The sequence below is a fragment of the Streptomyces sp. NPDC059668 genome, assembly GCF_042734135.1.
Lineage (GTDB): Bacteria > Actinomycetota > Actinomycetes > Streptomycetales > Streptomycetaceae > Streptomyces.
In genome coordinates, this window is record NZ_JBHWEL010000020.1 from 1 (window position 1) to 11,678 (window position 11,678).

At 64.9% G+C, this 11,678-nt stretch carries 7 protein-coding genes and 3 pseudogenes; 5 read left to right on the forward strand and 5 right to left on the reverse strand.

Going from position 1 to position 11,678, the window contains the following annotated elements; all coding sequences use genetic code 11:
- Nucleotides 1-553: 553 nt before the first annotated feature.
- Nucleotides 554-949 carry an ankyrin repeat domain-containing protein gene (locus ACFV2J_RS16900; protein WP_385083478.1) on the forward strand — a complete coding sequence of 132 codons (396 nt, stop codon included), beginning with the start codon at nt 554-556 and terminating at the stop codon, nt 947-949.
- Nucleotides 936-3,347 carry a Helicase associated domain protein gene (locus ACFV2J_RS16905; RefSeq protein ID WP_385083475.1) on the forward strand — a complete coding sequence of 804 codons (2,412 nt, stop codon included), beginning with the start codon at nt 936-938 and terminating at the stop codon, nt 3,345-3,347. Before ACFV2J_RS16900 ends, ACFV2J_RS16905 begins: the two co-directional genes overlap by 14 nt.
- A gap of 1,593 nt (nt 3,348-4,940) precedes the next feature.
- On the opposite strand, the pseudogene ACFV2J_RS16910 reads toward ACFV2J_RS16905, so the two are convergent.
- Nucleotides 4,941-5,296, reverse strand: a pseudogene (locus tag ACFV2J_RS16910) (transcriptional regulator NrdR); the annotation flags it as partial.
- On the opposite strand from ACFV2J_RS16910, the pseudogene ACFV2J_RS16915 reads away from it, so the two are divergent.
- Nucleotides 5,181-5,596: pseudogene (locus tag ACFV2J_RS16915) on the forward strand (LexA family protein); the annotation flags it as partial. The pseudogenes ACFV2J_RS16910 and ACFV2J_RS16915 overlap by 116 nt on opposite strands.
- A gap of 404 nt (nt 5,597-6,000) precedes the next feature.
- Here the strand turns inward: ACFV2J_RS16915 and ACFV2J_RS16920 are convergent.
- The 4 genes and pseudogenes from ACFV2J_RS16920 to ACFV2J_RS16935 form a co-directional block, all read right to left on the reverse strand.
- A pseudogene (locus ACFV2J_RS16920) lies at nt 6,001-6,225 on the reverse strand (IS110 family transposase); the annotation flags it as partial.
- Nucleotides 6,226-6,594: 369 nt separating this feature from the next.
- Nucleotides 6,595-8,547 (reverse strand): DUF3732 domain-containing protein, encoded by a 1,953-nt coding sequence (locus ACFV2J_RS16925; protein ID WP_385083474.1) that lies wholly within the window; start codon nt 8,545-8,547, stop codon nt 6,595-6,597.
- Entirely contained in the window at nt 8,544-9,026 is a 483-nt protein-coding gene (locus tag ACFV2J_RS16930; RefSeq protein ID WP_385083473.1) for a three component ABC system middle component, read from the reverse strand. Before ACFV2J_RS16930 ends, ACFV2J_RS16925 begins: the two co-directional genes overlap by 4 nt.
- The gene (locus tag ACFV2J_RS16935; protein WP_385083472.1) at nt 9,026-10,240 is read right to left on the reverse strand and encodes an ABC-three component system protein; all 1,215 of its coding nucleotides are present in this window, start codon (nt 10,238-10,240) and stop codon (nt 9,026-9,028) included. Before ACFV2J_RS16935 ends, ACFV2J_RS16930 begins: the two co-directional genes overlap by 1 nt.
- A 173-nt stretch (nt 10,241-10,413) precedes the next feature.
- Between ACFV2J_RS16935 and ACFV2J_RS16940 the strand changes: the two genes are divergently transcribed.
- Entirely contained in the window at nt 10,414-10,857 is a 444-nt protein-coding gene (locus ACFV2J_RS16940; RefSeq protein ID WP_385083471.1) for a helicase associated domain-containing protein, read from the forward strand.
- A 528-nt stretch (nt 10,858-11,385) separates the two neighbouring features.
- Nucleotides 11,386-11,559, forward strand: coding sequence for a hypothetical protein (locus tag ACFV2J_RS16945; RefSeq protein WP_385083470.1), 174 nt, complete (start codon nt 11,386-11,388; stop codon nt 11,557-11,559).
- The last annotated feature ends 119 nt before the right edge of the window (nt 11,560-11,678 follow it).

The window sequence follows — 11,678 nt, forward strand, 5'->3', positions numbered from 1 at the left end:
GCGGGATATGCAACGCTGGCGCGCTGCATAGTGAACGAATTGCGCAAGCGCAATTCGGAATTCCCGCGCAAGCGCGGGAATGAATTCCGCAAGCGGAATTCTAAAAGCAGTAACAATTCGCGCAAGCGCGAATTGTGGGCACCCGCGCAAGCGCGGTTGCCTTGGCTGGCTGTGAGGGGAGGTGCATCGGGTGCGGGTCTGTGTAGGGTTTGGGAATCCCAGCTACCACCGCTGTAACAGGAGTGACGGGGTGTCGGTTTGGCCGGGTGCCGGCTTGACTGTAGTGACGGGCTCCGCTGCGCTCCGCCCGAACCTCTCCCCTGCCCTCGGATCCATCCGGGTGGCCTCCGCTGACGTTCACCAGTATGCAGGGAAACCAGCCATGGGGAGATGGGATTCGGTCGCGTGTCATTCCTGTGACGGGAGTTGACTCGAGGTTGATGCATCAGAGTAGTTGACTGTGTAGAGTCTGGAATCAGACGTTGTACCTCCCGGACCGCGACCGGTGTTCAGGGAGTTTATTGATCACACTCACGATGAATTGGATCTGCTGGTGAATAGTGAATCTCCTTGGACAGCGGAGATCGGGAAGTGGACTCCTGTACACCGAGCCGTGGAAGTCGGCGACTATGAAGCACTCACCGTGCTTCTGGATGCTGGGGCCGATCCGGACGAGATGTGCTTCGGTCTCACGCTGCTCACCCACGCTATAGACGTCGAAGGAGACAGTCATCTTCAGTCGGGCCACCCTTTGAACACAGCTGCCACGGCGATTCTGCTCGCTTACGGCGCCGACCCGCGGCTGCCGACCGAGGACGGACGGCCTCCCCTGCAAGTCGCACAGGACTACGACCATGTACTGGCCGAGCGTCTGCTCCAGCGCCTCCTGACATCCGATCCGGAGCCCGGGCCCGAGGGAAGGAAGAGGACCAGCGGTGAAACTGCGTGACCATCAGGTCGAGGCCGTCGATGCCATCGTGCGCGGTCTCGACGTCCCGCCAGGCGGCATTCCCCTGCACGGCCTGCGTGGGCAGGTGCACGCCGCGTGCGGCACGGGCAAGACCCTCATGGCGGCCGCTGCGGCGCGGCGGATCGTGTCGCGTGGGCGGGTGTTGGTGCTGGTGCCGACACTCGATCTTCTGGCGCAGACGGTGAAGGCGTGGCATGAGGCTGGGCATGCGGGGCCGGCGGTCGCGGTGTGTTCGCTGCAGGACGATCCGGAGTTGTGGAACCTGCGGGTGCGCTCCACCACGAATCCTGTGCAGTTGGCGCTGTGGCACGGTGCGGGGCCGGTGACCATCTATGCGACGTATGCCAGCCTCGGTGTCCTGGCAGAGGCCTTCGAGGGCGCTTACGGCCAGCGTCTTGATCCGGTGGACCTGGCGGTAGTTGATGAAGCCCACAGGACGTCCGGGTCGATGGGTAAGGCGTGGGCGGACATCCACGACCAGACCGTCATCCCGGCGCGCCGGCGGCTGTATCTGACGGCCACGCCGCGGATCTGGCAGGAGCGGCCGGGCTGGGAGGTCGCGGAAGGGGTGCGTGAGGCGTTGCCGCGGGAGATGGCGGCGTCGATGGATGACGAGGCCGTGTTCGGGCCGGTGCTCTACAAGCTCAGCCTGGCGTCGGCCGTCTCGCGCGGGCTGCTGGCGCGGTATCAGATCATCGTCCTGGAACTGCAGGACCCGGTTGTGACGCCCGGGCGGCTGATGGGTGAGGAGCGGGGTTCGGAGGAGGTCCGCGGGCAGCGGATCGGGGCCCTGCAGGCCGCGCTCCTGCACACCATGGCGCAACATGGATTGCAGACGTGCATCACCTTCCACCACCGGACGATAGAGGCGCAGGCGTACGCGGAGGGCCTGGAGCGCGTGGCGGCGAAGCTGCACGCTGACCGGCCTGAGACGTATCCGGGGCGGGTGTGGGCGGACTGGCTGTGCGGCGAACATGCTCCTGTGCATCGGCGGGAGGTCCTGGGCTCGTTCGGGACCACGGCGCAGCGGGCCGTGCTCTCCAACTGCCGCGTTTTGGGCGAGGGCGTGGACATCCGGGCTGTGGACTCCGTTGCCCTTCTGGATCCGAAGGGGGCGCCGCACGACATCGTCCAGGCCATCGGCCGGGCGCTACGCCAAAAGCCGGGTGAAGGGAAACTGGCGTCGTTGATCGTGCCGGTATTTCTCCAGCCGGGCGAAAAGCCGGAGGAAATGTTCACCTCGGGATCGTATAAGCCGTTGGTGAAAGTCCTTGAGGGTCTGCGGGCTCACGACGAAGAGGCCGTCGAGTTGCTGGCTATTCCGCAGGAGCCGCAGAAGGACGTGGCGCAGCCGTCTGAGTACATCGGTCCGCCGCCCGAGGAAGGCGAAGAAGAATCCCGTCTGTTGCTTCGTTTTGCCGCTCCGAGGGATCCCGTCATGGTCGCGGAGTGGGTGTCCTTCAACGTGATCGACACAGAGAAGCAGGACTGGGCACGCGGCTGGGCATCGCTCAAGAAGTTCACTGAGCGTGAGGCGCACGCCCGGGTTCCCTACGGTCACAAGGAGGGCGCGTACCCCCTCGGTCAGTGGATCGCGGAGCAGCGACGGGCTTACGGGGCAGGGCAGATGAGCGGCCTGCGCGCGAAGCGGCTGGAACAGCTGGGCATGGTCTGGTCGCCGGCCGATGAACGGTTCCAGGAGAACCTGGAAGCCGCCAAGGCGTACTACGAGGAGCACTGGACCCTGTGCGCGCCCCGCTCCGCGACCGCGCTGGGCAAGCCGGTAGGGCAGTGGCTTTCCAACCTCCGCCGCCCTGGTGCCCTCGACGGGCACCCTGAGTGGGCGGCTACGTTGGCGGCGGTCGATGCGGACTGGAACCCGGCGTGGCCGGCGGACTGGCAACGCCACTACGCCGCGCTGCACGAGCTCCTCGCCGACGAGCAGAGTCAGGCCGGTCAGACCGAAGTCCTGCCCGGCGTCACCGTCCACGGCATGGACATCGGGAAATGGGTGGCCAAGCAGCGCAAGCCTGCCGTCTGGGCAGCCCTGACGGACCGGCAACGCGAACGCCTGGAACAACTCGGCATCACAACGCTGGCCCCGGAGCGGGTGGATCCAGACGTGCCCGCGGAGCCGTCGACGACGGCCGTGAGCGCCTTCGAGCGGGGCGTAGCGGCCCTCGCGCAGTACAAGGCACGCACCGGCGCACTGACCGTCCCCAGGAGCCACGTAGAGGTGTTGCCGGACGGGACAGAGGTGAAGCTCGGAGTGTGGATCATGAACCAGAAGAGCCGCCGTACCAAGCTCACCCCCGACAAACTCACCACACTCGCCGCGCTCGGACTCGACTGGGCGGCACCACCTCTCGAAGGCTGACCGAGGTCCGTAAAACGACTCACGGAACTCGGACCTGGCAGAGGTGCTCGCTCAGTGTGGGTGATGCTCTTCTCCCGAAGCTCCGCGGGAGTGCGCAGGTCATCCGGCAAGGCTTGATAGCGGGACAGACTGGCGCGTCGCGCGATTCGTCGGTGCAGGTGCGTGAGTCACACTCGCCGGGTGTCGTACGATGCAGTTGACTTCATTCGACTCCACTGGACTCTGTGAAGACGAATCGGAGTGGTTGCTGGCCCGCAACCACTGCGGCACGAAGCGGAGGGCCCGACCACCGGGTGCAACCGGTAACCAGACCCTCCGCGGTACAGCAGTCACCGAGCCCGGCCGTCTAAGCATCGGCCGGGCTCACTGCTGAGCTCAGGCCTTCCGGCGGGGTCACGGGTTCTGGATCAGGACCAGAATGACCGCAGTACATCGATGACCTTTACGAGCACTGGCAGCCAGTCGACGAGTGCCTGACGCCATGTCAGCTCCCGTTCGTAGCAGGTGCAATGCACATGCGGATCCATCTTTCCTCCCCTCAGTAGACCCCAACTGGCCCCGTGAAACAGGGCCTTCGCCCGGAGGGCGAAGCATGTGAGGGGTCTCGTGTGGCGAGGCAGTACGAAGCATAAGCGAACCCGGTGGCTACGAAGACCCGGGGGACCACAACTTCTGGGCCGCTCAAGCAATCCAACCACTAGATGTGGGGATCGACCCGTAAATTCGCCCAGGGCGCGCGTGTCACGGACGCGTTGACATGTATGGGCAGGGGCTGCACGCGGCGTACCGCCCCTGACATGCGGAGACGCTGCGGCCACCGCGGCAGTCAGCCAACCGGCGTCCCGGTGACAGGCATGAGAGCCGTAGGCAGCCAGCGTCAGGCGCGCGAAGGCCACCGGCCGCGAAGTAGTACCAGAATGATCCCTTATGCCAGATAGGTGCAGCTGCGGGGGTACACGCAGACAGATGACTGAGGATGGACATCGCGTTTTTCACTCGAACGTGTGTTTGGCGCAACCTTTCGAAAGCAACTACCGTTGTCCAGCAGGGAGACCATCGAGAGGGGCCGACGTGACCACCACCGCAGACAGTGCCACCATCACTGCCCAGGACCGCTCCCAGGGCCGACTCGAGCCGGTGCATGCGATGAACGAAGCCACGAATCATGAGGGGCCCAAGCGTTCCCTGCCGGGCCGACCTCCAGGCATCCGCGCCGACAGCTCGGGACTGAAGGGTCGGTAGCAGCGTCTTAAGGAACGACTCCATGGAGTCGTCGACGGACAGGATGGAGCAGGCGGAGACCTGCTGGGGCTGCCGGGCCCCGACGTTGAAGACGACGTTGACCGCCTTCACCGACCAGAAGCCAGGAAACGTAACGCCACGCTGCTCGAAGTTGACCGAGCCGTCGCGCCAGTTGGTCATGACAACGTCACGGCGCTCCCACTCCACCTCGTCGTACGGGTGCACGCCGGGGGTGGTATCGATGCGCTCGATGTGCAGCCCCATGGAAGGGCTGCACCAGCAGCGTCCGAACTGATCTTCCTCATGGGCCCTCTTCTCCGAGTGGACTTCGAGGCAGCTTCGACCCCGGCTCGCTGCCCCGTCCTCTTCCCTGAGTTCTACGATGGCGGCCTCGAAGTCCTCGAGCGAGTCGAACGCCCGATAGACGGACGCGAACCGCAGATAGGCGACGAGGTCGAGTTCCTGCAACGGGCCGAGTATGGCCAGCCCCACGTCGTGGGTGGTCAGTTCGGCGCTTCCGGTGGCCCGCACCGCCTCCTCGACCCGCCGGCCACGCGCTAGTTCCGTCTGAACAGGCGCGCCTTCATGGTCGTGAAACGACGGGAGCAGTCGGGGCACTGGCGGCGCCTGCGGATCGACGTCCCGTCATTGGTCGTACGACTGTCGACGACACGACTGCCGGGGTGCCTGCAGAAGGGGCAGCGCACGGCTCCAACCCTTCTTCACGAGTGCCGTCATCGGGTGATCGAGGTCATCAGGGACTCCGTGCAACGACGCGGCTACCCGCCGCCGATGCGGGAGATCGGACAGGCGGTCGGCCTCTCCAGCACCTCCTCGGTCGCACACCAGCTCATGGCACTGGAGCGCAAGGGCTTCCTGCGCCGCGACCCGCACCAACCGCGCGCGTACGAGGTCAGGGGATCCGACCAGTCCTCGGCACAGCCCACCGACACCGCGGGCAAGCCGCGGCTGAGACGTACGTCCCGCTCGTCGGCCGCATCGCCGCCGTAACCCGACCCTCGCCGAGCAGCCTGCGGGAGAAACTGCGCGTCGCGCACGGCTGGCAGCGCACCCTCTGCGACGCAGAGCCTGTCGCGTCCTGACGCCTCGTCTCCAGGCAGGGCGACGAGGCCGGGTGCCGCCCGGCCACCAGGGGAGCGAGATCCGCGTCGGCCTCTTTGATTTCCTGCTGAAGGGCCTGGTAGCGCCTGGCCAAGCGGCGAAGTCCCGTCTTGGCCGCGCAGGACGGGTCCGCGAGATCACCGGTCGGCCGGGTCCGGGCGAGGGTGTCGATCAGCAGACCGGTGGGCAGTCCACGCAGCTTGTCTTGCAGGGCGGAGGGAGCGGTGCCCATCAGAGCGCGGATCTGGTTGATGGTCTGCGTCCTGGCCTTGACCGCGCTCTTGCGGACCACACGCAGAGCACGGATCGCGTCCACGATGCCGTCCCGACTCTTCGGAGTTCCGCTCCCCCGGCCGGACAGGACCGCGGTGGCCGCGGCGTAGGCGTCGATGGGATCGGACTTGCCGTGAGCCCGCCTGGCCCTGCGGTCCGGGCGGCCGACCTCCACGACCGTGATGCCGTTCGTGGTCACGAAACGGGCGAGTTCGGCGCCGTAGGCTCCGGTGCCCTCCATACCGACCGTGATGACTCGCCCTGGGAGTGGAGCCAGGCCAGCAGGTGCTCGTATCCGGCCGAGTTCGTCGCGAAGGACTGCGTGTCCAGGTGACGGCCGACCGAGTCGATCACTGCAGCCTGGTGGACGTCCGTGTGGGTGTCGATACCGCCGATCACCGCTATCTCGGGCGGATGGGACAGCCGCGAAACCCTGGACGCCGCCCTCGTACAGCCGGACGTGGTGGGCGAGGTTGGCGTCGACGTTGCCCGCGACAGCGCCGGCCGATGGCGTCACCCCGTCCGCTGGCACCGCCCTCGCACTGACCTGTCTCCCTCTGACGTCGCGAACAACGCAGGCCGCTGACGTCGTCAATCCAGCGATGGACACTCAGTCAGTCTCATCGTCGATCCAGTCGGATGGCACGAGAGCTTCGTTGGTGTCGTAGCGCCATCGCTGCGTGACGTGAGGACCAAAGGCTGGATGATCCAGGTCAGCGTGCTCCATGACGATGACCTGGAACCGTCCCTCCAACAGCCGCAACGTGTCATGAATAGCCTGGAAGTTGTTCAGCAGCTTGTTCCGGTCATTGGCTCCCAGCACAGCCTCGCCTGAGTGGTCTGGAGGAAAGAACACTTGCGACGGCTGGTCGAGAATCAGTAGACGAGGGACCGGGGCGTGGTGCTCTGTGAACCACTCGTGGAGGCTGAGCATCGCGGCAACGTGGTAGCCAAGGTGGTTCTCGCCACTGCCCATCTCGGGTAGAGGTAGGGGTCCGTCAGCCTTGTCTGCAACGACCGTGAGGCGATTGACGTCGAGCCGAATGGGATTTTCAGAATGCTCGAGGTTGAGCCCTCGCGCCTTGCTGGTGATTTTCTGGCTGATGAGCGACAGGTAACTTGCGATGCGCTCGCTTTGCGTGTCGTCGCTGAGTAGTTCCTCGAGGTCAGCGATCTGGCGGCGCAACTCGTCTCGCCGGTCCTCTACTTGCGGCGTCGCTGAACGGTAGGCAGCCGTGTCCAAGTAGAGGCTGATGCGTCCTTGGACCATGGCGCCGCGTCGTAGGTCGTCGGGTGCCTGCTGCAGAAGGCGCAACCCTGCGTTGACTTCGTTGATCTCTTCCTGGTTTCGGGCGAGCGCTGAACGCAGCTGCTGGAGGCGATCTTCCTCTTGACCGATCAGCCGCTGGATCGCCGGAGTGTCGCTACCGATGACAGCGAGGTCGCCCTCCAGGAAGGCAAGATCGCGTGTGAGGCCAGCCACCGTGGCGTTGGCTGAAGGAAGGTGGCTCTCGCAGACGGGGCAATGTGTCGCTTCGGAGGTTTCGGGGTCCCGGCGCAGCAGGCCCAGGGAGACCAGGCGCGCGCGCTGTTCCGTGGCTTGGCTTGTGAAGTCGTTGTTTTCAGTAAGGGCCCGCTTGAGGTCAGCGATCTTCACCCGGGTCTGGCCGTGGAGGCGACGCAGCTCGTTGCGCTGGGCAGCAAGGATGCTGAGGGGATCTTCGCTGCTGAGCTGCTCAGTTTGGGGATCGGTATGGTTCAGCGCGCGTCGAAGGAGGGCCAGGACGTCGTCCGCCGATGGATCAGGGTCGGTCAGCGGTGGCAGGAGTCGGGCTTCGATGGCCTCAGTAAGTAGGGCACGGGCTTGTCCGGTGGCGGGGTCGAAGTTGCGCGCTGGGGCTAGGGCGGTCTCTAGGTCAGCAAGGTCGCGACGTAGGAGACGCAGGCGATTGCGTCGCAGCGCCTGCTCTGGGTCAACCGCCCCAAGGAAGTAGGGGATGACGCCCCGGATGGTATTCGGGCGCCACTCTTCGCCCTGGGAGTGGAACAGCAGGTCGGGGTTGGCCACCTCATTCTGGGCTTGGAGGCAGAAGAACAACGCATGACGGATGGACGGGGCGATCGTCTGGGCTCGCCCTACGGCCGGCACCCGGACAGTGCGGTCGATGCCGCAGAAGTCACTGAGCATGTCTTTGGCCGCGTCCAGCGGTGTGGCGAAAGTGAGTTCTTCCAGTGGAGGTGGCGGGCTCCCTGGGGCCTGGGAGACGATGCACAACACGGTGCTGCTAGAGGCTTTGCCTTCGGGAGCACGGCGAGCGACGAAGAGCTGCTGTTGGGGCTTGACCAGGGTGACGGCGTAAGCGCTGACGTAGTCACGTACTCTGCCGGCCTTGACGGGGTAGCCGGAACTGGCGAGGCAGTAGTCGATGATTGTCAGCAGGGCACTTTTGCCGCGGCGGGAGTCGCCAGTGACGATGTTGAGTCTGCCGGGTTTGAAAGGCACGGTGCGAACCTGGCCCGACTGCTTGCCGTAGACGGTGACCGCCCGGATTTGAAAGGTCACGGCTTGACTCCTAGGAGGGTCAGGACAGTGCTGAGGCTGCCGGTGCTGGGCAGCCATCGCCCAAGCTGGAGGGCGGCCTTCTGGATGGCGACGTTCTGTTCCGTATCGCCCTTTACGCTCTTGCCAAGCGCACGAGGAACTGCTGTCAATCCCTCGCTGCTGCAGCGGAGGATGCTGCTCTGCAACGCAAAGAGCAGGCCGGGCCGGACGACGGAAGCCAAGGTAGAAGCGTTGCGCGTCATAGCGACGCGCACGGCGTCGTTTTCGTCGAGCCAGCCCATGAGGCCGGTGCCTGTCGTAGCCGGCAGGACAGCACGGATAGAGGGCTGCAGCGCCATGACGGCAGCAGTCACAGCTACTGGCAGTGGACACGGCGCTGCGCACTCCTTGTCGTATCCCTGGACGGCCCGGGTGCACAGCACCGCTGTGAAAGCGGGGCTGTAGAGCGCCCGCTCCTCGCGACTGAGTTCAAGTGCCATCAACGGGCCCCGGCCGGCTCCAAGAGAGCTGCCAGCCGGGCCGTGAAGTCGGGGTGCCAGCCGACACGGAGTTCGTCGGCGAGCATGTGGTACGACCCCTTTGGGATAAACACTTCTTCCAGCCCTGAGCGGATCTGAGCGCGCGCCTCCCGGTCCACCCAACGGTAGATCAGTCTGGCTTCACGCCTCATCTCTTCCTCAGTCGATTCAGGACCAAGATCTTCGCGCATGTCGGCAAAGCGTGCCCGCCACTCTTCAATCAACTTGCGCTCGTACCTGCCGAGCTCTCCCACGCGGAGCAGCTTGTCCTCTGACCAGCGCGACCGCTGGTCAAAGGCTCGAACGTAGTCCCGTACGGCAAGGCCGATACGTTCGGAACCGACACCGATCAAGTCGAGTTGTCGCACGAACGTCTTGTCGGCAGCTTCAGCTGGTCCGGGTTCCCAGTCGGCGATGTCAGGGTCGATCGGCAGGTTGTTGGGCCCGAACTGATGGCGTAGATCGCTGAAGATCTGGTCGAACTCCTCACCAGTGATGGGCGCCCCGCCAGGGGGGCGCATCTGCTCGATGACTCGGTCGTAGAACCAGCCCTCGAGCCGGGTGAGGAAGGGCTTGGCAAGTTCGTGGCCCACCACGAGGGCCGCATGGCCAAGCATCTTCTCGCGAACGTCGTCGATTCTTGGAGCGCCACCAATGACTTCGATCCGCGAGAGCAGGGCGGACTGCCCTACCGCTCCTTCGGCTTCCAGCTCATCGAACGCCTTGAACGCCTTCTGCAACTGGTCGTTCTTGGACGCGTCCCGGGCCGACCGGAGCAGGTCAAGCGCCTTGTCCTCGTCACGGTGCCCGCTGGTTTTAGGCTCTAGGTGGTAGCCCACGCTGCCGACGGGAAGCTCGGCCGTGGTCATGAGGAAGAGTTTGGTCTCAGGGAGATGGATCCGCCCCGTCTTGGCTGCCTCGCACCAGATTCGAAGTGTCTTCCATAGATCGGGAGCGGAGTCGGTCAGGCGGATTCCCTCTGCACGCTGTTTGAGTTGAAGCAGTTCTGTCAGCGACCCGGCATGCTTCTCGATGTCATCGGCGGCCTCGACTGCGACGCTCCACTCAAGTCCGCCTACCCACTCCTCAATGCAGAGTTGCAGTGCCTTGGCGAACTGGTAGAGGTATCCAAGAGCTGAAGCCGTCGCTTCAAACTGATCGTCCTTGGTCGCCATAGCCCTCGCCGCCTTTCTGTCGAACTGGGGGCGATCTTCGCATGTGCGTGACGCTGAGCACATAGACGGTTCCCAATTCGTGACACCCCGACATGGTTCACCACACGCCTTGCCGCACGCAGTGGCTCTTCCGCGCGGCCAACCTTGTCTGGGATGGCTGGGGGGTTGGTTCGTTGTGCGCGAGCGGCAGTGACCTCCTCGCCGACATCGGTATCACTGCCGCCACCGCCTGCACCGTCACAGCCTCCCTCACCGGTCCGGCCCTGGGAGAAACCGGGCTGGCGCAGGCTCGTAGCTACGCGGCCGAGCACGGGAACCTGGCCGTGACCGACCGCACCCGCCACAACGGCCACCCCTTAGGAAGCTGGCTCCTACGCCAACGCGCCGCCGACGGACGCATCCAGCCCTCCCGGATCACCGCGCTCAACGCCCTCGACCCTCACTGGAATCCACCCTGGCCCCTCGCCTGGCAACGCGCCTACCACCGGGCCCGCACCGCCACCAACCGCAACACCCTGACCAGAACCGAACGCCGCTGGATCAGGACACAAACACAACTGTGGGACAGCCTCCACCCCACCCAACAGCACCTCCTAACCCACCTCGGCACCAGATAGGCCGGGCGCTCCTCCAGGCTGCGAGGCGGTGCTCCGCGTACACCAGGGGCTGCCTCGATCGTGGTGGCGAAGGCTTGGACCACGTCCCAGGTGGTCACCGGCATCTGTGGATCAGCGGCGTCGCCGTCGATTCTTGCTGCGCCACCGGAATGCCAGTCCCCTGCTGACGGGATCTACTGGCCAGTGCCCCACGCCCGCGCCTACGCCACGCTGCACGGGCACCTCGCGGTGCTCACCCACTCACGGCCCGGCCGGCGCCAAACCCCGCCCTGCTCCAGGTCGGGCGCGCCCGCTACCCGCACCCGGCAACAAGCCGTGACTTCGATACACGCAGAGGAAGCGCGACGTACGGGATGTGAAGAACAAAGGCCCCAATAACACCCATACGCTATGACCTCACCTCAAAGTTACCCTTACCGGTGTCCTGCGTTTCGCGCCCATACCCTTACCAACGTCTTCAGTTTCTGGGGTATAATCGCTAGACGACGTAAAGGGAAAGAGGTACTGTTGGGCAGGAAAGAACGAGACTTGGCAAAGAGGGCCGAGGAACAGGGCTTCGAGGTCAGGCTCACGAGCAAGGGCCACTACATGGTCAAGAAGGACGGCAAGCCGGTGACGACCATCTCCGGCACCTCGTCCGACCAGCGCGCCCTGAAAAACGCGAAGGCTCAGCTCAAGCGAGCCGGTTTCATCGATAAGTAGCAGGCCAAGGGAAGGTCCGCCGGGTGGCACCCCCGCCGCGCCCAAAACCCCCAAGGCACACAAGGAAGGGTTTTCACAAAAAAATACAAAAGCGGGGGGCAAAGAAATAGAGTTGGGCG

What these genes read in the sequence shown, in the direction of transcription:
- ACFV2J_RS16930 (WP_385083473.1), bottom strand. Translation starts at nt 9,026, where the DNA reads ATGGCACTTGAACTCAGTCGCGAGGAGCGGGCGCTCTACAGCCCCGCT.
- ACFV2J_RS16935 (WP_385083472.1), bottom strand. Translation starts at nt 10,240, where the DNA reads ATGGCGACCAAGGACGATCAGTTTGAAGCGACGGCTTCAGCTCTTGGA.